Raw genomic sequence first — 23,814 nt, forward strand, 5'->3', positions numbered from 1 at the left:
CGTTCTTACTTCTCTTCTTTTACTTTTAATTGTAAGTAAAGCTCTTCAAGCTGTGCATCTGCAACTGGGCTTGGCGCTTCTGTTAATAAGCAGCTTGCGCTTGCTGTTTTCGGGAATGCAATTGTATCACGAAGGTTCGTACGACCTGCAAGTAACATCACAAGACGGTCTAAACCTAATGCAATTCCTCCGTGCGGCGGTGTACCATATTCGAACGCTTCTAATAAGAAACCGAATTGTTCTTGTGCTTCTTCTTGTGAGAAACCAAGTGCTTTGAACATTTTTTCTTGTACATCACGCTCGTAAATACGAAGTGATCCACCACCAAGCTCATAACCGTTTAATACAAGGTCATATGCTTGTGCACGCGCTTTTTCTGGTGCTGTTTCTAATAGCTCTACATCTTCACGGAATGGCATTGTGAATGGATGATGCGCTGCGAAGTAACGATCAGCATCTTCATCATACTCAAGAAGCGGCCAATCTGTTACCCATAGGAAGTTAAACTTGCTTTCATCGATTAACTCAAGTTCTTTACCTAAGCGTAAACGAAGTGCTCCTAAGCTATCCGCAACAACGCTCTTCTTATCGGCAACGAATAATAATAAGTCACCAGCAGTTGCTTCTAACGTGCTCATAAGTGCGTTTGCATCTTCTTCGTTAAAGAATTTTGCGATTGGGCCTTTTAAGCCGTCTTCTTCAACTTTTAACCAAGCTAAACCTTTTGCTCCGTATACTTTTACGAATTCTGTTAATGCATCGATGTCTTTACGAGAATATTTGCTTGCTGCACCTTTTGCATTAATTGCTTTCACTTGTCCACCGCTCTCTACAGCACTTGTGAACACTTTAAAACCGCAGCCTGCTGCAAATTTTGATAGGTCAATAAGCTCCATCGCAAAACGTGTATCTGGCTTGTCAGAACCGTAACGAGCTATTGCATCTGCATATGTCATGCGCGGGAACGGTGCATTAATCTCTACACCTTTCGCTTCTTTCATTACTTTTGTCATCATGCGTTCCGTCATTTCTAGAATTTCTTCTTGTGTTAAGAATGATGTCTCAATGTCGACTTGTGTGAATTCCGGCTGACGATCTGCACGTAAGTCTTCATCACGGAAGCAGCGTGCTACTTGATAATAACGCTCAAATCCGCCGACCATAAGAAGCTGCTTAAATAGCTGCGGAGATTGTGGCAGTGCATAAAACTCGCCTTCATGTACGCGGCTCGGTACTAAGTAATCACGAGCTCCTTCTGGTGTGCTTTTCGTTAAAATTGGTGTTTCTACTTCTAAGAAATCTTCGCTATCTAAGAAATTACGAATTGTTTTTGTTACGTCGTGACGCATTTTAAATGTGTTGTACATAACTGGACGACGTAAGTCTAAGTAACGATATTTTAAGCGTACATCTTCTGATGCATCTGTATCATCTGTAATCATAATTGGCGGTGTTTTTGCTGCATTAAGTACGTTTACTTTCGTAGCTTGTACTTCAATACGGCCTGTTGCCATATTTTCATTGATTGCACCAGCCGCGCGCTCAACAACTGTACCTTCTACGTGCAGCACATATTCACCGCGAATTGTTTCTGCTATTTCTAACGCTTCCTTTGAAGTTTCGGGACTAAATACGACTTGCACGATACCTGTACGGTCACGTAAGTCAATGAAAATTAATCCACCTAAATCACGGCGCTTTTGTACCCAACCTTTTAATTGAACCGCTTGTCCAACTGCTTCTACTGTTACTTTTCCGCATGCATGCGTTCTTTCAGCCATTTCCTTTTCCCCCTATAGAGACTTTTCTGCTACGTACGAAGCAAATACATCTAACGCAACTTCTTCTTGTTCGCCCGTTGCCATATCTTTTAAATTGATAATGCCTTTTTCTAACTCATCATCACCTAATACAGCTACATACTTTGCACTTAGACGATCCGCTGATTTAAACTGCGCCTTCATTTTACGATCTAAGTAATCTTTCTCAACCGCTAAGCCAGCCTTACGAAGGTCAAAGACAATTTTCGCAGCATGATCTTTCGCTTTTTCACCAAGCGCTACAACATAACAATCAATGTGATGAGCAAGTGGTAATTCAATATTCTCAGCCTTTAACGCCATAATTAAACGTTCAATACTCATCGCAAAACCAATACCAGGCATTTCTGGGCCGCCGATTTCTTGTACAAGTCCGTTGTAACGACCACCGCCGCTTAACGTCGTAATCGCTCCGAAACCTTCTGCCTCACTCATAATTTCAAATACAGTGTGCTGATAATAATCTAAACCACGCACAAGGTTTGGATCTTTCTCAAATGGAATGCCCATCATTGTTAATAATCCTTGTACTTTTTCATAGTACACACTTGATTCTTCGTTTAAATACTCTGTTATAGACGGTGCTGTGCTCATCAGTTCATGATTGCGATCTTTTTTACAATCTAAAATACGAAGTGGGTTTTTCTCTAAACGAGATTGGCAATCCGAACAGAATTCCCCAATGCGAGGCTCAAAGTGTGCAATTAACGCATCGCGATGTGCTTTACGGCTCGCTGCATCACCTAAGCTATTTAAAACAACTTTTATATTCTTTAAGCCCATGCCGCGGTAAAACTCAACAGCAAGTGCAATTACTTCCGCATCGATTGCTGGATCATTACTGCCAATCGCTTCAATACCAAACTGAACAAATTGACGGTAACGACCTGCTTGTGGTCTTTCATAACGGAACATCTGTCCGATATAATATAATTTTGTTGGCTGCGTAGCATCGCCGAACATTTTATTTTCCACATAAGAGCGTACAACCGGCGCTGTTCCTTCTGGACGAAGCGTTAAGCTGCGCTCTCCGCGATCTTCGAATGTATACATTTCTTTTTGCACGATATCCGTTGTATCACCAACACCACGTAAAAATAATTCTGTGTGTTCAAAAATTGGTGTACGAATCTCTTTATAGTTGTAACGACGACAAATTTCACGTGCTTGTCCTTCAATATACTGCCATAGTTCCACAGTACCAGGAAGGATATCTTGCGTTCCGCGTGGGATTTGAATAGACATATTCAGTTCCTCCTCATTTTTTCAATAATAATAAAAATAAAAAAACTCCCGCCCTACTGATTCTACAGTAGGGACGAGAGTATAATACCCGTGGTGCCACCCTAATTGAAGCACGTATGCTTCCACTTTTTTAATAACGCTTAAATTGCGTTCAATCTCTACTAAGCACTAAACTGTTCAAGACGAAACCTACAGAGTGTCATTCGATCAGTCATCATGTAGAAATGTTTTCAGCCCCGGACATTTCCTCTCTTTTCATGTGTCTCTCATCTACTCTTCTCTATCATCGGTTTATACCATATGTAACTGTAATAAAACGAATTTGTTTACTACTATACGGTTATTCACAAATGTTGTCAAGGTTCTTAAGAACGGCCAAGATGTTTCTTTAATGTTTTCACATCTTTTAAAGAAAGCCCAAATTCAGAAGCAAGTTCAAGCGATGTATTTTCCTGTTCTTTTGAAATAAACTCATGGAAATTCACATTAAACAATTGATTCGCTCCGTTAGTAGCAGCTTTTCCTTTCTCATTCATACGCATATGTATATCCCTCACATTCAATAGTGGAATTCTAATGACTAGTGTTCCATGTTGATCGGCGAGTTATACTTACGAATGAAACGACTCCCTTTTCATGCTTATTTTTCGTCTAGCAGCAGTATTTCCTCAATTTCAAAATAAAAAAGAGAGAATATATTTCTATATCCTCTCTTCATTCCTTCTTATTTACTCTCTACAATCAACGTCACCGGACCATCATTAATTAACTGAACGTCCATCATCGCGCCAAATTTTCCTGTTTCCACATGCAACCCTTGTTTGCGAAGTTCTTCGTTAAAGAAATCGTATAAACGTTCTGCATAGTCAGGTTTTGCTGCATCCATAAAGTTTGGGCGTCTTCCTTTTCGGCAATCTCCGTATAACGTGAACTGTGAAATGGAAAGAACTTGTCCACCAACGTCTAATACAGAATGGTTCATTTTCTCGTTTTCGTCTTCAAAAATGCGTAAGTTTGCAATTTTTTCAGCGATATACGTTGCATCTTTTTCTGTATCTTCATGGGTGATTCCAACTAAAAGTGTTAAGCCGAAAGGAATTTGTCCTACAACTTCACCTTTTACTGTTACAGATGCTGCTTTTGATCGTTGTAAGACAACTCTCATATATATTCACTCCTAATTAATGCATCATGCGGCGCACCGCATAAATTTCTGGAACTCGTTTAATGCGCTCCACAACTTTTTTCAAATGCTGTAAGTTATGAATAGAAATAGACATATGAATCGTCGCCATTTTGTTGCGGTCGCTTCTTCCTGAAACAGCCGAAATGTATGTTTTCGTTTCTGTTACAGCTTGCAATACTTCATTTAGTAAACCGCGGCGGTCATATCCTGAAATTTCAATATCAACGTTGTATTCAATTTCTTTTTCTGGGCTGCCTTCCCACTCTACATCCAGCAATCTTTCTTGCGCTTCTTCTGTATGAACATTTACACAGTCTGTACGGTGAATCGATACACCGCGGCCTTTCGTAATATAGCCAATGATGTCATCACCTGGAACTGGATTACAACACTTCGATAAGCGGATAAGCAAATTATCAGCACCACTTACTTTCACACCAGAATCCCATTTCCGAATTTTCATCGGTTTCCGAACTTCTTTTACTTCCGTTATTTCTTCTTCACGTTGCTTACGGAATTTATCTGTTAAACGCGTTACAATTTGCGATGCGGTAATGCCGTTATAACCAACAGCGGCAAACATGTCCTCTTCGTTCGCAAAATTAAATTTCTCAGCAACACGTTTTAGGTTATCAGATGCTAATACTTCTTTCATTTCATACTCAAGGCCTCGCACCTCTTTTTCAACAAGCTCGCGACCTTTTTCAATATTCTCATCACGGCGCTGTTTTTTGAAAAATTGACGAATTTTATTTTTCGCATGCGATGTTTGAGCTAATTTCACCCAGTCCTGACTTGGACCGTATGAATGCTTAGATGTTAAAATTTCAATGATGTCACCTGTTTTTAACTTATAATCAAGAGTCACCATCTTACCGTTTACTTTTGCACCAATCGTTTTATTCCCTATTTCAGAGTGAACGCGGTAAGCAAAATCAATTGGAACAGAGCCAAGCGGCAATTCCATTACATCTCCTTTTGGTGTAAAGACAAACACCATATCAGAGAATAAATCAATTTTTAAGGACTCCATAAATTCTTCAGCATTCGAGGCTTCATTTTGCCATTCTAAAATTTGACGGAACCATGTTAATTTTTTCTCAAGCGTTCCTGTTGTGTCAACCGCTTGTCCTTCTTTATATGCCCAGTGTGCTGCGATTCCATATTCTGCAATTTCGTGCATTTCTTTCGTGCGAATTTGCACTTCAAGCGGATCGCCTTTCGGTCCAATTACTGTTGTATGCAGCGACTGATACAAGTTTGCTTTTGGCATTGCAATATAATCTTTAAAACGGCCTGGCATCGGTTTCCAGCACGTGTGAATAATACCTAGAACTGCGTAGCAATCTTTAATACTATTTACGACAACACGAACAGCTAACAAATCATAAATTTCATTGAATTGTTTATTTTGCATTGCCATTTTACGGTAAATACTGTAAATATGCTTTGGACGACCTGAAATATCCGGTTGAATCGCCACTTCTTTTAACTTGTCACGAATTTCTGTCATAACTTCATCTAAATATTCTTCACGTTCGGCACGCTTGCGTTTCATTAAATTGACAATACGATAATATTGCTGCGGATTTAAATAACGAAGCGCTGTATCTTCTAGTTCCCACTTAATCGTATTAATCCCGAGTCTATGTGCTAATGGTGCAAAAATTTCCAATGTTTCATTTGCAATGCGACGCTGCTTTTCTTGTGGTAAATGTTTCAGTGTACGCATGTTATGAAGACGGTCTGCTAGTTTAATTAAAATCACTCGAATATCTTGCGCCATTGCAATAAACATTTTTCGATGATTTTCTGCTTGTTGCTGCTCATGTGATTTATATTTAATTTTCCCAAGCTTTGTGACACCATCAACAAGCATCGCAATCTCTTTTGTAAATTCACGTTCAATATCTTCTAACGTTACCTCTGTATCTTCTACTACATCATGTAAAAAGCCTGCAGATACAGTAGACGGATCCATTTGTAAATCAACTAAAATACCTGCTACTTGAATCGGATGAATGATATATGGTTCTCCTGATTTTCGGTATTGCTCACTATGTGCGGCACGCGCAAATTCATAAGCGCGCGCAACAAGATCAATATCATCATCTTGTAAATATTGCCCTACTCTCTCCAGTACCTGTTCAGCTGTTAGTACTTGTTCATTCGCCATCTAATCACCTTTTATTAAAGATTAATAATCTCTTTCCTTGCCAATTAGAATAATTTTTATCTTACCATTATAACGTAATGATTGGGAATTGTGAAAAGGAAAAGATTTTACAGACATTTCACTTTACTTTTTCGATAAATATATAAAAATACCCGATCCTCTCAAAGAGATTCACGGGTACTCCATATGCTGCCATTGTTTACGATTAATATTTTTCTAATACTAATACGTCATAACCATCTAACATTTTACGACCATCTAAATAAGTAAGCTCTACTAAAAATGCAATCCCTGCAACAACACCGCCAAGTTCTTTTACTAACTTAATTGTCGCTTCGATTGTTCCACCTGTAGCTAATAAGTCATCTGTAATTAATACTCGTTGGCCAGGTTTGATTGCATCTTTATGAATTGTTAATACATCTTTACCATACTCTTTACCGTAATCTACTTTGATTACTTCGCGTGGTAATTTACCTAATTTACGAACTGGTGCAAAACCCACTTCTAATGCGTAAGAAACTGGACATCCAATAATAAAACCACGAGCTTCTGGTCCTACTACAAGGTCGATATTTCTTTCTTTTGCATACTCAACGATTGCATCCGTTGCTGCTTTATATGCTTTTCCATCATTCATTAAAGGTGTGATATCTTTAAAGACAATACCTTCTTTCGGATAATCCGGTACAATTGCAATATGTTGCTTGAAATCCATATTTATGAATCCTCCTCAAATATAAAAGAATTGTAAATACAAATCCTTTACCCTAACTGTTCTACTTCTTTATGATTACGAATCGTTTCAAACCATGCATATAATTGCTGATATGTGCTATAAACCAGTTCCTTTTCTAATTGTAAATGGTTTATTTTCTCACGATACGTGTTTGATTCGGTTAAATCGCGCTTTTTCATTTCTTCTGCCATAAAAATGACACCGTCTTTTATTGTAACAAATTCTAACTCAAAAAACACCTGTGTCATGAAATTTACTGTGTCTTTTGACCAACCTTTATGACGACAAAGTTGCTCTCCGTATTGTCGAAGAGAAAATGGTGCTTTTTGATGTAAAAATGAATAGTACCATTTAAAATGTTCCCTCGTTGGAACCGTACTAAATAAATGATTGTTTTCTTGATAAAAAACAGTATAGATACGGTCTGGAAATCCTTTTTCACATATGCGCTTTAAATCCTCTGTCGCATTTGGTAAATCAAGAACAACAACATAACGCCCTTCTAATGTGGTCACATCTTTGGCGTGTACGAGATAATCTGTATACGCTTCTAAAGAAAACTTTTGCAATGCTTCTTCCTTAAAATACACGATTGTCAGTTTATCACGTGAAAGATCAGCTAGATTTGCTTCTACATTGCGCATGCTGCGCCAATCAAATAATTGCCAAGCTTCTACAGCAATATCTTGAATCATAATTTGTGGTTTACGGAAATTATTCCATTCATTAATAGAAGCTTCTCCAACGATCGACACGTGCGCTACAGGAGAAATTTCTTTTGCAAATGCACCAAAACCAAAACCAACGCTATCTAATGTTGCTTGGCCATCACGAAGTGTCATTTTCAAATGCGAACCATCAGAACCAATTGCACGAATACTTTCAAGACCTGCACCTTTCACAGCGATACGCGGCTTTGGGTTTCCAACACCAAACGGGGCAAGCTTTTGCATTTCTTCAATTGCAGCAAGCGTTACATCTTCCACGTCACACACTGCATCTACTACAGTGACTGGAATAAAATCTTCATCTGATAGCTGAACCGCAGCTTGCTCGTTTAAGCGTCGACGCAGTTCACTAACGTCATTCATACTAAGAGTCATACCAGCAGCCATTGGATGCCCGCCAAAGTGCGGTAAAATGTCCCGGCAATCTGATAAATTGGCATACAAGTCAAAACCTTCAATACTACGAGCTGATCCTTTTGCAGTCCCTTTTTCGGGATCAATACTTAGCACAATTGTCGGACGATAAAAACGATCTACGAGCTTTGAAGCAACAATCCCAATTACACCAGGATTCCAACCTTCTTTTGCAAGAACTAATACTTTATTCTCTTCTGGTGGATAATGTGCTTCCACTTCCGCAATCGCTTCTTCCGTAATTTGCTTTACAATATCTTTTCGCAATTTGTTCAGTTCATCAATTTCTTGTGCAAGTTCTTTTGCTTCTTCTACATCTTCTGACAATAGTAAATGCACAGCTGGCGTTGCATCTTCTAATCGTCCAACTGCATTAATGCGCGGTCCAATTGCAAACCCAACACTCTCTTCTGTAATCTCACCTTGCGAAATATTAGCAACTTTGAACAGTCCTTGTAATCCTACTCGCTGCGTTGTTCGCAATTTTTTCAGTCCACGCTGCACGAGTAGGCGGTTTTCACCATAAAGAGGCACTAAATCAGCTACTGTACCAATAACAGCAATTTCTAATAAATGTTCTGGTACACTCCCAAGCAAAGCATGAGCAACTTTAAATGCAACCCCAACACCTGCCAAGTAATGAAATGGATACACACCACCATCTAACTTCGGATGAATGATCGCTAAAGCTTCCGGCAATTCTGGCGGCGGCTCATGATGATCGGTAATAATTAAATCAACGCCAAGCTCCTTTGCAACCTGCGCCTCGTGAACGGCTGCAATTCCCGTATCAACCGTAATAATAAGCGAGAAACCAGCACGGTGCGCCCAGCGAAACGCTTCTTCATTCGGTCCATATCCTTCTGTAAATCGGTTCGGAATATAAAACTCTACATCCGCTCCAAGTTCTTGCAATGCTAAAAATAAAACGGTTGTACTACTAACACCGTCTGCATCATAATCACCAAAAATTAAAATTTGCTCTCCGTTTTGAATCGCTTGGCGAATACGCTCTACAGTACGGTCCATACCTTCTAATAAAAACGGATCGTGAAATTCTTGCTGCTCTGTATTTAAAAAGTCCACAATCTTTTCTTCCGTATCTAAACCTCTATTCAATAATAGCGAGGTAACAAGAGGAGACAATTGAAGTTTATTTGCCAATTGTCCTACAAGCTCCTCATTATAATACTTTTCTTTCCAACGCGTCTTCGCTTGTAACAACGAAATCACCCCTTAATCCATCCATTATACTAGACAGACTAAGGGGTGACAATAAAGTGAGACTTCTATTTTTGGAGCGCCCTTTTCCAAAAATGGTTAGTCGAACCAATCGGGCTCTTAGGGACAGTTCCTCCTCTGCATTCACTACAGCTCTACTGTCCCTTTGAGCGGGGTAAAGCGAAACTTCCTTTAGCGCTTTTTGCTAAAGGTTAGCCCCGCCAATCGGGCTCCTAGGGACAGTTCTTCTCCTTAACCTACATTAATCAGGAGAATACGGATTAATGTGCACGAAAACATTTTGCACATTGTCTTGCTGCATGAGCACCTCTTTCACATGTTTACCAATGCGATGTCCATCTTCTACCGTAATGAGCGGATCGACAGACACTTTAATATCAACAATAACATAGTGCCCATGCTCTCTGGCATATAGCGAGCCTATTTTCTTTACTCCTTCCACTTGCATAACGGCTTCCCTCATCGGAACGATATCTTCCTCATGAAGTACATGATCCAACGTTGTATGAATCGCTTCTTTTCCAATATCCCAAGCCATTTTTATAACGAGTAAAGATACAAATAAACCGGCAACTGGATCGGCATATACAAGCCAATCCACCCCCATTTTACTTCCTATAATCGCCGCACCAATCCCAATTAAAGCCGCAAATGATGAAAATACATCCGAACGATGCTCATACGCGTTTGCAATAATGGCATCACTATTTATCCTTTTACCTAACTCATATTTGTAGCGAAACATCCCTTCTTTCACAACAATAGAAAGAAGCACAGCAATAACAGTAATCCAGCGCGGCGGCTCTAGCACTTGTGTAAAAGCTTTAATAGAAGAGATAACAATTTCAATTCCGACAACAAATAAAAGAACAGCTACAATAATGGCTGAGATAGATTCCGCTTTTCCATGTCCATATGGATGATCGTCATCAGGCGGTTGCTTTGCTGCCCGCAGTCCAAAAAGGACTGCTAACGAGCCAATGACGTCCGAAGCAGAATGAACAGCATCTGCCATAAGTGCCTTACTATTCCCAACATATCCAATAACCGCTTTTATAATTGCGAGCACAATATTACCGACAATTCCAACCATTGCTCCAAATTCCGCTTGTTTAAAACGTTCATCTTTTTCCATAACCGAAATCCTTTCTTTCGCCAACCTACACTTTATTTTATCCCCGAACAAAAAAGAAATGCCTACAATGAGGCATCTCTTTTTATTCAAACTTAAGTGACTTTAATTATACTTGCGGTTCAGACGTATTCACTTTAACTTGCTTCTGACCTTTTCCTTTTTTCAAGCGACGGCTTTCAAGCATCAACCAAATTTGGGATGCAACGAAGACAGAAGAATACGTACCAACAATTAAACCGACAAATAATGCAATTGAGAAGTTACGCAATGACTCACTGCCGAAAATTAATAATGTAATAACAGGTAGTAACACTGTCATGACCGTATTAATAGAACGACCAATCGTTTGACGAATACTCGAGTTCACAATCTCTTCTAAATCACTTACAGTACGAATTTTTTGTTTCTGTTTGTATAACTCACGGTTTCGATCAAACGTAACAATTGAGTCATTAATAGAGTAACCAATAATCGTTAACACCGCTGCGATAAACGTCAGATCGACTTCTAGGTGAAGCAAGCTGAACACAATGATAATGAAGAATGCGTCATGTAACAGTGCTAATACTGCCGATAGCGCATATGTGAAGCGGAAACGAATACTCACATATAAAATGATAATAACTGATGCAATTAACACTGCAAAAAGTGCATTTCGCGCAATTTCTTTTCCAATTGTCGGAGAAACTGTACTTACGTTTGGTTCTGTACCATATTTATCATGGTAGAATGTTTTTACTTTCGCAATATCATCTTTTGATAGTACACCAATTGTACGAACAGCAAATCCTTTATTATCATTACCTGTCGGCACGATATCTTCTTTCTTCACATCTATGTTTAAATCATGTAACTCTTGTTGTACTTGTGAAACCGTTATGGCTTGATTTGTTTTAATGTCCATGCGCGTACCGCTTGAAAAGTCAATTCCAAGATTCAACTTAAAGATTGGTAAAATAATCGCACCTAGAATCATCACAACAACAGAGAACCAGAAAAACTTATGTCCAATATTAACAAAGTTAACACGGTCAAATTTCGTTGGTGCATGTACTACACCTTTCGATAACGGCATGACTTCCTTCGGTTTTACACCAAAGTAAGAATATTTTTTATCAAAGTAACGACTCTTAACAAGTAAGCCAAGTAAGAAGCGTGTACCGTAAACATTTGTAAGGAAGCCGACGAAAATACTTACAATTAAACTTGTCGCAAATCCTTTAACAGAGCTTGTACCGTATACAAATAAGACAGCAGCTGCCGCAAGTGTTGTAATATTCGCATCTAAAATCGTTGATAACGAACGCTGATTACCTGCGCGATATGCTGACAACATCGATTTTCCGATGCGCAGTTCTTCCTTTAGCCTTTCATATGTAATAACGTTTGCATCAACCGCAATTCCGACCCCGAGCACTAGTGCCGCTATACCCGGTAACGTTAGAACCACATGCATCCAATTGAATACGAGTAACGTTATGTAAATATATAAACCAAGCATAATTACTGCTACAAGACCCGGTAGACGATAGAATACAAGCATAAATAAGAAAATAAGAGCTATACCAATTGCACTCGCAAAAATTGTTTTTTGCAATGCCTGCTCTCCAAATTTTGCTCCAACAGAAGTAGAGTATATTTCTTTTAAATCAACAGGAAGTGTTCCGGCATTTAATAAATCTGCAAGTTGTTTTGCACTTTCTACTGTAAAGTTTCCACCAACAATAGATACTTCCGCTTGATTAAATACTTGATTGACAGTAGCTGCCGATAAATATTTAGGCTTTGGCTTCGCTGCTTCTGCCTTATAAGAATCTTTTCCTTCTTCAAAATCAAGCCAAATTACCATTAAATTTGTTGGCTGCGGCATGCTAGATACTTTTTCAGTTACTGCACGGAACTTATCAGCACTCTTTAATTTTAGACTAACGCTTGGACGGCCTTGTTCATCAAATGTTTGTTTTGCTCCATTCGTCGCTAAATCTGAACCATCCATAAGAATGTTATCATTTACATCACGAAATGTTAATTTCGCTTGCGTTGATAACACATCTCGAGCTTGCTGCTGATCTTTTATACCTGCAAGCTGCACACGAATGCGATTATTTCCTTCAATCTGGATATTCGGTTCACTTACACCAAGAACGTTTACACGTTTTTCTAGTGCACCAACCGTACTCACAAGAGTGTCGTGGGTAATTTTATCCCCTTTTTTCGCAGGTTGTACTTCATATAAAATTTCAAAACCGCCTCGAAGATCAAGCCCGAGGTTAATCCCTTTTGTAATGTTTTTTGTCGTTGCTCCAATGATTCCTCCAATTAATAACACAACGAGGAAAAAGGCAACAATTCTGCTACTTCGCTTTGCCATATGTTTCTTGTTCCTCCTTTGAACAAAGGCCCTTGTTCCAAAATTACCTCTTTATCAGTATTCATTATTATACTCCAAGAGGAAGAACAAACCAATTACAACCTATTATTTATTTTCATATTCTTCGAACGACCAAAGCGGTGCTTGATACGCCTTCATCGTTAAAAATGTCATGTAATCGTTAGCTGTTAACGTTAACACATCATTTACAAGCTCATACAATCTGACATCACTAGCTACTTTTTTCCACTTTCGGGTCTTTAAACATTTCCAAACGTCTTCCGTTGTAACGCGCTCATAGCCGAGCATTTGAAACTCTTCTACTTTACTTTCTAAGACGATTTTTAACTGTTCCCGGTATGCTTCTATTAACTCTTCTTTTCCAACCACTTCCAGCTCATCTCCTTCTTATCTCACGTTCCTTATTTCAAATGCTTGTCATGCTTGCCTTATAGATGCATATAAATTATTGTAAATCATTCCACTGATTTTGAGAAGGTAGGAGAAAACTATGACGAAACAAACCTTTTTACGAGGTGCTTTTATTTTAATGTTAGCTGGATTTATCACGAAAATATTAGGCTTTATTAATCGCATTGTAATGGCACGTACTTTAGGAGAAGAAGGTGTTGGATTATATATGATGGCTGTTCCAACATTTATATTAGCTATTACCATTACGCAAATCGGTCTCCCAGTTGCCATCGCAAAACTGATCGCTGAAGCAGAGGCTACACATGATAAGCAACAAGTAAAAAAAATATTAACCGTTTCATTAGCTATTACCTCAGTCATTAGTATTCTATTAACAGCCGGAATTATGCTTCTGGCACCTTTGTTAGCAGAAACATTACTAACCGATAAACGAACCTATTATCCATTAATCGCTATTTTACCCGTTGTACCTGTTATTGCAGTTTCCTCTGTGCTTCGCGGTTATTTCCAAGGAAGACAAAATATGAAACCGAGCGCCTACGCACAAGTACTAGAACAAGTCGTTCGCATTACAATTATCGCAGTATGCATACGCTTTTTCTTACCATATGGAATAGAATACGCTGCAGCGGGGGCAATGCTATCTGCCGTGCTCGGAGAAGTTGCTTCTCTTTTATTTCTATTAACATTGTTTCAAAAAGAAAAACATCTTTCTATTCGATCTCATTTTATAGGTACTGTGAAAGAAAGCAAAGACACCTTTTATTCTTTAATGGATATTGCACTTCCTACAACTGGAAGCCGCTTAATCGGATCCATTTCTTATTTTTTTGAACCAATTGTTGTCATGCAAAGTTTAGCAATGGCCGGAGTTACAGCCTCTATCGCAACGCAGCAATACGGTATATTAAATGGATATGCATTTCCACTTTTGTCTCTGCCAGCTTTTATTACCTATGCTCTTTCAACAGCGCTCGTTCCTTCTATTAGTGAAGCAAACGCTAAAAAGCAGCACCGTTTAGTAGAGCGTAGATTGCAGCAAGCAATGCGCATCTCTCTTATTACAGGAGGATGGTCTGTTGTTATTCTATACGTATTCGCCGCACCGGTTTTAACTCTTATGTACGGTTCCGATAATGCGACCCTTTTTATTCAAGTACTCGCACCTTGCTTTTTATTTCACTATTTTCAAGGACCGCTCACATCGGTATTACAGGCCTTAAATTTGGCACGTGCCGCCATGATGAACACGTTTATTGGAGCCATTGTGAAATTACTTGTTATTTTCGTCCTTGCCTCGCAGCCAGAATTTCAAATGATGGGTGTCGCCCTTGCAATCGCAGCAAATATCGTTACCGTTACCTTGCTTCACTATGCAACGGTATTAAAAAGGATTACGTTTACTATTTATATAAAAGATTATGTATACGGATTGCTTGCCATGATCATTGCCGGAGGAGCAGGTTTCTATATGCATAAATACATTTTCTTTTCGCCTTCACTGGGTATGCAAACATTATGGGAAGTACTATTAACTACGGTACTTTATATCTTCCTTTTAATCCTCTTTCGCCTTATTAGAAAAGAAGAATTACTTCGATTACCTATCATTCGTAAATTCTCTTTTTTAAAATAAAAAGTTGCTGCCTATTTCAAGAAGCAACTTTTTATTTATCTTTTAGATCAACAAAAAACTGGCCGTTTTGAAAACTACAATATGAAATGTTTTCAATATCCTTATACCCTAATTTCTTTAGTTTGTCTTCCAACCATATATCGGTATGTTCCATCATATATAAATGTTTTCGTTGAATTTCACCATCAATAATAAGCGGAACTGAAAATAATGGTGTGTCATTTTTACTTTTTTTACTTTTTTGTTTTTCAAATACTGATAATCTTCCAGACGGCTCTAAAATGGCATATTCCACATCACGTATATCACCGATACTTTGCTCACGTAATTGCATGAGCAAATCATCCATATTGTAACGCTGTTTACGCATTTGCTTCTCATCGATTTTTCCCTCACGCACGATAATAGCCGGCTCTCCTTCTAATATATGACGAATACGCTGACTTTTTAACGAAACAAGGGATAAAGCAATTTGGATGACCATAATAAGCACCATCGGAACGAGTTGATGCCAAATGGATTTATCCATATTTTCAATCGCAATAACCGCCATTTCACCCAGCATAATAAAAACGACTAAATCCAAAACACTCAATTCCCCAATTTCACGTTTTCCCATTAGACGAAAAATAATTAACATCACACTGTATAAGATAATTGTTCGAAAGACAATTTGAACTAGTTCCATCTTTCATTTCCTTTCTCGTTGCAATTTCTATCTATTAGTTTCCCCGCACAAAAAGAAACTAGTCTAACTTAGCAAAACAGGAAATATGCTTGTATTAGAAAGGAGAGATGCTCTATGGATGGAACGAAAAAATTATCAATTGCAGTTGGATTCGGCATCGTTACCTTACTTATCTTCGCTTGCCTAGCAAGTATCATCATTGCTTTATTATTGAAGTTTACAAACATAAATGAAGGAACTTTATCCATCGCACTTTTTGTCCTCGCAATTGTGTCGACAATAATCGCTGGATTTGTTGCTGGGGTAAAAGCACAAGGAAAAGGATGGTTTGTCGGTGGATCCACTGGAGTCGTATTTGCCATTCTCGTATTTCTTGTAAATTATTTAGGCTTTTCATCGGCGTTATCAAAGGTACAGCTTCTATATCAACTTGTGATTATTGCAGCAAGTACAATTGGGGGCATACTCGGAGTCAACATTGGTAAGCGTACAACATATTAAAAAAAGCTGTCCTAAAAGTAATACTTTTGGGACAGCTTTTTTCATTAGCTTTTTACAATTTCACGAATCGCACTGCGATCAAATGTAAGGTGTGAGCCACCAGATTTAATCACGATTGTTGTATCAGTTACAGATTCAATTGTACCGTGCATGCCGCCAATTGTTACGATTGCATCACCTTTTGACAGTTCGCTTTGCATTTGTGCTACTGCCTTTTGACGCTTTTGTTGCGGGCGAATTAATAAGAAGTAGAAAATCGCAAACATCGCAACGATCATGATAATATTCATCATACCTGGATTCATCTTTTATTCCTCCTTAATTATTATGTATTAGAAATTTTTAGCATTTGGTTTATTAAAGCCATACTGTTCAAAGAACTCATCACGGAAGTCTCCAAGACGGTCTTCACGAATAGCTTGTCTCACCTGCTCCATTAATTTTAACAGAAAATGCAGGTTGTGATAAGACGTTAAACGAATTCCGAATGTTTCATCACATTTCATTAAGTGACGAATGTATGCACGTGAATAGTTTTTACATGTGTAACAATCACAATTTGGATCAAGCGGGCCAAAGTCTTTTGCAAATTTTGCATTTTTTACAACTAAACGACCTTCACTTGTCATACATGTACCATTTCGCGCAATACGAGTTGGAAGTACACAGTCGAACATATCGATACCACGAATTGCACCGTCAATTAACGAGTCTGGAGATCCAACACCCATTAAATAACGAGGCTTATTATCCGGAAGAAGTGGTGTTGTAAATTCAAGCACACGATTCATAATATCTTTTGGTTCTCCAACAGATAATCCACCAACTGCATAACCCGGGAAATCCATTGAAACAAGGTCGCGTGCACTTTGGCGACGAAGTTCTTCAAACTCTCCGCCCTGTACAATACCAAATAGACCTTGATCCTGCGGACGCTGATGCGCTTTTAAACAACGCTCTGCCCAGCGGCTCGTACGCTCTACTGATTTTTTCATATACTCAAATGTCGCTGGAAACGGCGGACACTCATCAAATGCCATCATAATATCAGAACCAAGTGCATTTTGAATTTCCATTGCCTTTTCTGGCGATAAGAATAATTTATCTCCATTTAAGTGATTGCGGAAATGAACACCTTCTTCTTCAATGCGGCGGAAGTCACTTAAACTAAATACTTGGAAGCCACCAGAATCTGTTAAAATTGAACGATCCCAGTTCATAAATTTATGTAAACCGCCTGCCTCGCGTACAATTTCATGACCAGGACGAAGCCATAAATGGTATGTATTACTCAAAATAATCCCCGCATCCATTGCTTTTAATTCTTCTGGCGACATTGTTTTTACTGTCGCAAGTGTTCCTACTGGCATAAAAATTGGCGTTTCAAATGAACCGTGCGGTGTATGAACGCGGCCTAAACGTGCTCCTGTTTGTTTACATGTTTTAATTAATTCATAACGTATTGCTGTCATATAGTTACTCCTTTTTATTTCTTCTCTACTTTAGAGTGAGATGCAACAAACATCGCATCACCGAAACTAAAGAAACGATACTTTTCTTTTACCGCTTCATTGTACGCATGAAGAACATTTTCTCTTCCTGCAAATGCACTCACAAGCATAATTAATGTTGATTTTGGCAAGTGGAAGTTTGTAATCAAACCATCGATTGCTTTAAATTCATATCCTGGATACATGAAAATATCGGTCCAGCCAGAAGCTGCGCAAATCTTACCATTATTGTCTGTTGCAATTGTTTCAAGCGTACGCGTTGATGTTGTACCAACAGTGATAATACGGCCGCCTTCTTGTTTTACACGATTTAGCAAATCTGCTGTTTCCGCCGACATATGATAATACTCTGCGTGCATATGGTGTTCTTCGATTGTATCTGCAGAAACTGGTCTAAATGTCCCAAGTCCAACATGCAGTGTAATAAACGCTAAATGAACGCCTTTTTGCTTCAGTTGTTCTAATAGCTCTTCTGTAAAATGAAGCCCCGCTGTTGGCGCTGCTGCTGAACCAACTTCGCGTGCAAATACCGTCTGATAACGGTCACGATCTTCAAGCGTTTCTTTAATATACGGAGGAAGCGGCATTTCACCAAGTTCATCTAAAATTTCATAGAAAATACCGTCATACGAAAATTCCAACTGACGACCACCTTGTTCGCCAGTTCCAACACATGTTGCTTTTAGTTTTCCCTCACCAAAAGAAATTACCGTTCCTTCTTTCACACGTTTCGCAGGTTTAACAAGCGTCTCCCAAGTATCTCCATCTTCTTGCTTTAATAAAAGCACTTCAATATGTGCACCTGTATCTTCTTTTACACCATGCAAACGAGCAGGCATCACTTTCGTTTCATTTAAAACTAAGCAATCACCCTCATGCAAATAAGAAAGAATATCAGTAAAATGTTTATGCTGAATCTCACCCGTTTCACGATCTAACACCATTAATCTTGATGTTTCACGTTCTTCAAGCGGTATTTGTGCAATGAGTTCTTCTGGCAAATGAAAATCAAACAGATTAATATCCATAACTATGTTCACCTATTTCTATTTGAATCGATTTATGACATACATAATAAAAGATAATACAATACTTATCACAATACACGTAATGATAGGAAAATAAAAGGTAACGTTCCCCTTTTTCACAAAAATATCGCCTGGAAGTCTTCCTATGAACTTCCAAGCCAATCCAACAACAACCAAAAGGATACCAGCCGTAATAAGCAGCTTTGACATATCCATCATACTTGCGGCATCTCCATTCCGAAATGTTCATAGGCAAGCGGTGTAACAATGCGGCCCCTTGGTGTTCTTTGCAGGAAGCCAATTTGCAGTAAGTACGGCTCATACACATCTTCAATTGTATGAGATTCTTCCCCAATCGTTGCTGAGACTGTTTCTAATCCAACTGGACCTCCACGAAATTTTTCAATAATACCAAGCAATAATTTATGATCAATATGATCTAGCCCAAGTTTATCTACTTGCAGTAGTTCAAGTGCCATTTGTGTAATATCCATCGTAACGGTTCCATCACCGCGCACCTGCGCAAAATCACGTACACGGCGCAGTAAACGGTTCGCAATTCGCGGTGTACCTCGTGCACGCCTTGCAATTTCTAAGGCAGCCAACGAATCAATTTCAACTTCAAACACTTCTGCTGTACGTTCTACAATGGCTGATAACTGATTAACTGTGTAATATTCTAAACGAGACAATACACCGAAACGATCTCGAAGCGGTGCAGATAACGCACCTGCACGCGTCGTTGCACCAACTAGTGTAAACGGAGGTAAATCGAGCCGAACAGAGCGCGCTGTCGGACCTTTTCCAATTACAATATCAAGACAGAAATCTTCCATCGCTGGATATAATACTTCTTCAATTGAGCGATGTAAACGATGAATTTCATCAATGAATAAAACATCACCTGGCTGAAGCGCCGTTAATACCGCTGCTAAATCACCTGGTCGTTCAATTGCCGGTCCTGACGTTGTACGAATATTAACGCCCATTTCATTCGCAATAATATTTGCTAATGTCGTTTTCCCAAGTCCTGGCGGTCCATACAATAAGACGTGATCTAACGTTTCTTCACGCATTTTTGCCGCTTCAATAAATACTTCTAGATTATGTTTTGCTTTATCTTGCCCAATATATTGACGGAGCGTTTGTGGTCTTAACGAATATTCTAAGTCCACATCTTCATATGCGGATTCCCCCGAGACAAGACGTTCGTCCATTCTACTCACCTCTTACCATTTAGTAAAAGACTAAGTGCCTTTTTAATATATTGATCCGTCGTAAGTGACTCTTTTAATAGTTCTGGCACAACGCGAGACACTTCTCGCTCTGCGTATCCAAGTGCTCTAAGTGCTTCCAGTGCTTCATCAAGCTCCGCAGATGTTCCTTTCTTCTCATCGAAACGCTCTGCATCTGAAAATAAGTCAACAAAGGCATCCGGCACAACATCTGCCAATTTCCCTTTTAAATCTAAAATCATTTGACGCGCTGTTTTCTTTCCAACACCCGGGAACTTCACTAAGAATTTTTCATCCTCATGTTCAATCGCTTGCACAACCTGCCCTGTTTGACCAGAAGCTAGAATCGCAAGGGCACCTTTTGGTCCAATCCCCGATACACCTAAAAGCTTTGTAAATAACAAACGCTCTTCACGCGTTTTAAATCCGTAAAGGGCCATGATATCTTCTCTTACATAATGATATGTATATACGCGAAGTTCTTGTTCACTTCTTTGGAATACATACGGATTTGGAGTAAAAATTTGATAACCAATTCCTTTATGGTCAAGAACGATATATTCCGGTCCTACATATTCCACATAACCTGTAATATATTCAAACAAAACTGTATCTCTCCCTCTCAAATCATGTATTCCATTTTAACATAAGTAATGATATAAATGCGAGATTCCCCCAACAAATGTTCTCTATTCTATTTTGTCATTTTCATATTGACAGAGCACCTTCAAAAAATTAATATTGCAAAATGATTTTAGAAAAACAAAAATAAGAAACAGCCGTAGCTATTTTAAGCTACGGCTGTTTCCATTACTCCTAGAATACTGCTCCATATCCTTCATTACTTCCACAAATCGCTCTTTTGATTTCACCCGAATCCCGCGCTTCAACCGTTCACGCTGATAACTCTCCATCTTTTTCATATCAATTTGAAAGAAGGAATGAATGACATTATCGGTTTCTGGCACACCGTTAAAAATTTGGAGAATCCCCTCTTTCGAAACCCCAAAATAACCGCTTGTTTTTAATAACGGTGAAATATCATCAATGCGCTTTTGTAATACAATTTGCCCATCGTCTCGATCGACAAGTTGCCACTCTTTATATTGCTCCAAAAGCTTTTCTAAATTCACGACCTTTTCCGTGAAGATTTCCTGACTCACTTCCCCGTCTAAATATGTACGCTGCAACATGATTGTAATTTGAGGTTCTTGTTGCACTGCATTACCCGAACTTTCTGCCAATGCTACACTCGATTCATGATAAAAACAAAACACAGCTAGCACGATTTGCATTGCAATGATCATGAATTTCATATGCTGTCACCTCTTTTAGGGAAAATAAAAAACTTCTATTTACAGTTTGACCGAAAATAGAAGTTTTATCCCCTAGAAAAGCGGTGCCGACTGTTAACCCACTTAGGCTAAGGTTCTTAGGCGGAAGGAGTTAGGAGGCGAAGCTAGACAATACGAAAACGGAACTGACTAGAATAAATTGAAACTAACCATCAGTGGGGGGTTCTTCATCCCCCACTGATGGTTAGTTGAATCAATCGGGCGCATGCCAGCAGTTATCTCCCCACCTATCTTCCTCGTTTCTTTTTGAATCTTGAGGTGGGAGGATAACTGCCCGTTCATGCGGGATAAACAACAAAAAAGCGGAATAGGATCTTCATCCTACTCCGCTAGGTTTCTATATAATAAGAAAGACGCCTGTCATGCAGGCGTCTTGATGCGTTTTACGGCGAGAGACCAGGCGGCCACATCCGCGTGTTTAGCACTTAAGCATATCTCTCGTCTTACGTAAATTAGCTCATCGCTTTGTTAATATAACATTAATCATATAAGAAAGCAAGAAGGAAATGAATTACATCGCCATCGTTGGCTTGGAATACATAGCTATCTACACCAATATTTCCACCACCAGCGCTACGCACAACGAAATTGCTATTTCCAGTTACTTTATATCGACCAACAGGAATATTCTTTTCCGCTTTTACTATAACATACAGAAAAAGGTCAAAATCACGCACTCTTATATTTAAGCTCCCAATGCGATACATTTCATATAAAAAAAGGGGAAAGGACTAACCCTTTCCCCTTTTCATTATCGCACCACATTATTTACATTTGCACGAAGGTCTTGGAACAGCTGCGTTACGTCACGATTTACATTGTTTGTAACTGTCCCATTTCGAAGACTTGTGCTCAACGTGTCAACACGAGTAAACATATCTTCTTTTGCCGTTACATAGACATTTCGATTGTTAACAAGCGGCGCAACAGCTTTACGAATGTCATCTGTTAATGCTTTTTCATCTGTCCCACTGCGAGATTTTACTGCAATGACAACATCATTACCACGCACAACAGTAGAAACACGTTCCACGTTAGGCATACCCTTTACACGATTGGTAACAGCTTCAGCTGTTTTGGAATCAGCGTTAGCAGGCGCGTTGTTCATCGTCACATTACGAGTTGGATATGGATTCGCTATTTGACCGTGATAATTTACATCACGGTAATAATTGTACCCGACGTTATCACGACGATCATGAATATTTTGGTTAATGTTGGAATACTTTACATTTCCATACTGGTCTGTTTTTGCGTTGTTACGGTATGTGACATAATCTGTGGTACGATCTGTACGCGTTACATTATTGTTCGGATAGGTATTATCGTACGATGTACGCTGGTAATTATAAGTTGCATTACGGTCCATCGCACTTTTATTTGTAGTCGTACCACATGCAGCTAAAGCACTGGTAACTAACAAAGAAGCGGCAATAAGTTTAATTTGTTTGTTCAATATGAAAACCCCCTCTGTTAGGATGAACTTTTCTTTCGAAAAGCTCCTTCTTATCATGAGTCGCAAAGGGGGTTTTTACACTGTCAGTATTTTACTTAAAAGTTTGGAGGTGCTGCTGCTAAACGACGTTTATGCTCCGAGCGGGCATGAAGACGCTCAATGATAAGGCTTTTACTTTCGCTTGTAACCACTCAACAAGTTTTTCAATTTTTTGTTCCATTTCTGCTACTTTCTTTCTCAGCAGGATTCATTTGTACTTATTTTATTATATTATCTAATCTTTTCCGAATTTCCACACAGATTTTCACAAAAAAGCCGTTCTTTATAAAAGAACGGCTCCCTGACACTCTTTTTAATTTTCCTCTTCTTCCGGATATGGTGTACCAAATACGGAAGGAGGATTTGATGGATAATACATTGTACCCGGCTGCGGTGTATACGGAATATATGGGTTTTGCTGATAAGTTTCACGTGGGAAGTATGGCATACCTGGCTGCGGGCTATATAATTTAGGTTCATCATCACAACCACAATCCTCTTGTATTGGCGCAATTGGCGGTGCATTATTATCCATTGTTATAGGTGCGACATTTGGATTTGGCATAGAAGTGTATTGCATATCATATGGTGGCATGCCCTGCATTGGCGGCATACCTTGCATTGCTGGCATGCCGTAGTATGGATTTTGTTGATATGGCATGTGATAATGTGGTCCTGGCATCATTTGCTGTGGATATGGTGATTGATATGGCATCTGTTGTGGGTATGATGGTTGATATGGCATCTGTTGTGGGTATGATGGTTGATATGGATACGGCATTGGTGCAAATGGTGGCATTTGATTATTTTCCATCATCGGCATCACATTTGGCATATGGCTACTTTCCATCATTGGCATCACGTTTGGCATTTG

Annotated in this window: 22 protein-coding genes, 1 pseudogene and 1 other annotated feature; of the genes and pseudogenes, 2 read left to right on the plus strand and 21 right to left on the minus strand. The window is 39.0% G+C overall.

Annotation, left to right across the window (positions count from 1 at the left end; all coding sequences use genetic code 11):
* Nucleotides 1-5: 5 nt before the first annotated feature.
* From aspS to CN326_RS07890, 10 genes are all read right to left on the minus strand, one after another.
* On the minus strand, nt 6-1,781 hold the full coding sequence (gene aspS / locus CN326_RS07845) for an aspartate--tRNA ligase (protein WP_098307989.1): 1,776 nt from the start codon (nt 1,779-1,781) through the stop codon (nt 6-8).
* 12 nt (nt 1,782-1,793) lie between these two features.
* Entirely contained in the window at nt 1,794-3,065 is a 1,272-nt protein-coding gene (gene hisS / locus CN326_RS07850; RefSeq protein WP_098307991.1) for a histidine--tRNA ligase, read from the minus strand.
* Nucleotides 3,066-3,131: 66 nt separating this feature from the next.
* Nucleotides 3,132-3,361: a binding site (T-box leader), on the minus strand.
* 69 nt (nt 3,362-3,430) lie between these two features.
* Nucleotides 3,431-3,607: a hypothetical protein gene (locus CN326_RS24555; RefSeq protein ID WP_098307993.1), complete on the minus strand. Its 177-nt coding sequence runs from the start codon at nt 3,605-3,607 to the stop codon at nt 3,431-3,433.
* Between the two features lie 182 nt (nt 3,608-3,789).
* Nucleotides 3,790-4,230, minus strand: coding sequence for a D-aminoacyl-tRNA deacylase (gene dtd, locus CN326_RS07860; RefSeq protein WP_098307995.1), 441 nt, complete (start codon nt 4,228-4,230; stop codon nt 3,790-3,792).
* A 16-nt stretch (nt 4,231-4,246) separates the two neighbouring features.
* On the minus strand, nt 4,247-6,427 hold the full coding sequence (gene relA, locus CN326_RS07865; protein ID WP_098307997.1) for a GTP diphosphokinase: 2,181 nt from the start codon (nt 6,425-6,427) through the stop codon (nt 4,247-4,249).
* 205 nt (nt 6,428-6,632) lie between these two features.
* The gene (locus CN326_RS07870) at nt 6,633-7,145 is read right to left on the minus strand and encodes an adenine phosphoribosyltransferase (protein WP_098307999.1); all 513 of its coding nucleotides are present in this window, start codon (nt 7,143-7,145) and stop codon (nt 6,633-6,635) included.
* A 47-nt stretch (nt 7,146-7,192) separates the two neighbouring features.
* Entirely contained in the window at nt 7,193-9,532 is a 2,340-nt protein-coding gene (recJ, locus tag CN326_RS07875) for a single-stranded-DNA-specific exonuclease RecJ (protein WP_098308001.1), read from the minus strand.
* Nucleotides 9,533-9,791: 259 nt separating this feature from the next.
* Complete coding sequence (locus CN326_RS07880) at nt 9,792-10,685, minus strand: cation diffusion facilitator family transporter (RefSeq protein ID WP_098308003.1); 894 nt, start codon at nt 10,683-10,685, stop codon at nt 9,792-9,794.
* A gap of 106 nt (nt 10,686-10,791) precedes the next feature.
* Nucleotides 10,792-13,056, minus strand: coding sequence for a protein translocase subunit SecDF (secDF, locus tag CN326_RS07885; RefSeq protein WP_098308005.1), 2,265 nt, complete (start codon nt 13,054-13,056; stop codon nt 10,792-10,794).
* Nucleotides 13,057-13,161: 105 nt separating this feature from the next.
* On the minus strand, nt 13,162-13,446 hold the full coding sequence (locus tag CN326_RS07890; RefSeq protein ID WP_098308007.1) for a post-transcriptional regulator: 285 nt from the start codon (nt 13,444-13,446) through the stop codon (nt 13,162-13,164).
* A gap of 121 nt (nt 13,447-13,567) precedes the next feature.
* On the opposite strand from CN326_RS07890, the gene spoVB reads away from it, so the two are divergent.
* Complete coding sequence (gene spoVB / locus CN326_RS07895; protein WP_098308009.1) at nt 13,568-15,127, plus strand: stage V sporulation protein B; 1,560 nt, start codon at nt 13,568-13,570, stop codon at nt 15,125-15,127.
* Nucleotides 15,128-15,158: 31 nt separating this feature from the next.
* On the opposite strand, the gene CN326_RS07900 is transcribed toward spoVB, so the two are convergent.
* Complete coding sequence (locus CN326_RS07900) at nt 15,159-15,815, minus strand: DUF421 domain-containing protein (RefSeq protein WP_098308011.1); 657 nt, start codon at nt 15,813-15,815, stop codon at nt 15,159-15,161.
* Nucleotides 15,816-15,929: 114 nt separating this feature from the next.
* Between CN326_RS07900 and CN326_RS07905 the strand changes: the two genes are divergently transcribed.
* Nucleotides 15,930-16,316, plus strand: a complete 387-nt coding sequence (locus tag CN326_RS07905; protein WP_098308013.1) for a TIGR04086 family membrane protein — start codon at nt 15,930-15,932, stop codon at nt 16,314-16,316.
* 44 nt (nt 16,317-16,360) lie between these two features.
* Here CN326_RS07905 and yajC read toward each other — a convergent pair whose 3' ends face one another.
* From yajC to CN326_RS24560, 10 genes and pseudogenes are all read right to left on the minus strand, one after another.
* On the minus strand, nt 16,361-16,621 hold the full coding sequence (gene yajC, locus CN326_RS07910) for a preprotein translocase subunit YajC (protein WP_098308015.1): 261 nt from the start codon (nt 16,619-16,621) through the stop codon (nt 16,361-16,363).
* Nucleotides 16,622-16,648: 27 nt separating this feature from the next.
* The gene (tgt, locus tag CN326_RS07915) at nt 16,649-17,788 is read right to left on the minus strand and encodes a tRNA guanosine(34) transglycosylase Tgt (protein WP_098308017.1); all 1,140 of its coding nucleotides are present in this window, start codon (nt 17,786-17,788) and stop codon (nt 16,649-16,651) included.
* A gap of 14 nt (nt 17,789-17,802) precedes the next feature.
* Complete coding sequence (gene queA, locus CN326_RS07920; protein WP_098308019.1) at nt 17,803-18,855, minus strand: tRNA preQ1(34) S-adenosylmethionine ribosyltransferase-isomerase QueA; 1,053 nt, start codon at nt 18,853-18,855, stop codon at nt 17,803-17,805.
* A gap of 18 nt (nt 18,856-18,873) precedes the next feature.
* On the minus strand, nt 18,874-19,074 hold the full coding sequence (locus CN326_RS07925) for a DUF2905 domain-containing protein (RefSeq protein WP_098308021.1): 201 nt from the start codon (nt 19,072-19,074) through the stop codon (nt 18,874-18,876).
* Nucleotides 19,071-20,072 (minus strand): Holliday junction branch migration DNA helicase RuvB, encoded by a 1,002-nt coding sequence (gene ruvB / locus CN326_RS07930; protein WP_098308023.1) that lies wholly within the window; start codon nt 20,070-20,072, stop codon nt 19,071-19,073. The genes CN326_RS07925 and ruvB overlap by 4 nt, the downstream gene beginning before the upstream one ends.
* A gap of 5 nt (nt 20,073-20,077) precedes the next feature.
* Nucleotides 20,078-20,695, minus strand: a complete 618-nt coding sequence (ruvA, locus tag CN326_RS07935) for a Holliday junction DNA helicase RuvA (RefSeq protein WP_098308025.1) — start codon at nt 20,693-20,695, stop codon at nt 20,078-20,080.
* A 180-nt stretch (nt 20,696-20,875) separates the two neighbouring features.
* Nucleotides 20,876-21,406: a BofC C-terminal domain-containing protein gene (locus CN326_RS07940; protein ID WP_098308027.1), complete on the minus strand. Its 531-nt coding sequence runs from the start codon at nt 21,404-21,406 to the stop codon at nt 20,876-20,878.
* Between the two features lie 518 nt (nt 21,407-21,924).
* Nucleotides 21,925-22,122: a hypothetical protein gene (locus CN326_RS07945; RefSeq protein ID WP_141524997.1), complete on the minus strand. Its 198-nt coding sequence runs from the start codon at nt 22,120-22,122 to the stop codon at nt 21,925-21,927.
* A gap of 74 nt (nt 22,123-22,196) precedes the next feature.
* Nucleotides 22,197-22,901, minus strand: coding sequence for a YhcN/YlaJ family sporulation lipoprotein (locus tag CN326_RS07950; RefSeq protein ID WP_098308031.1), 705 nt, complete (start codon nt 22,899-22,901; stop codon nt 22,197-22,199).
* Nucleotides 22,902-23,253: 352 nt separating this feature from the next.
* Nucleotides 23,254-23,814: pseudogene (locus tag CN326_RS24560) on the minus strand (peptigoglycan-binding protein LysM); the annotation flags it as partial.

It is taken from the genome of Bacillus sp. AFS018417, assembly GCF_002560985.1.
GTDB lineage: Bacteria > Bacillota > Bacilli > Bacillales > Bacillaceae_G > Bacillus_A > Bacillus_A rhizoplanae.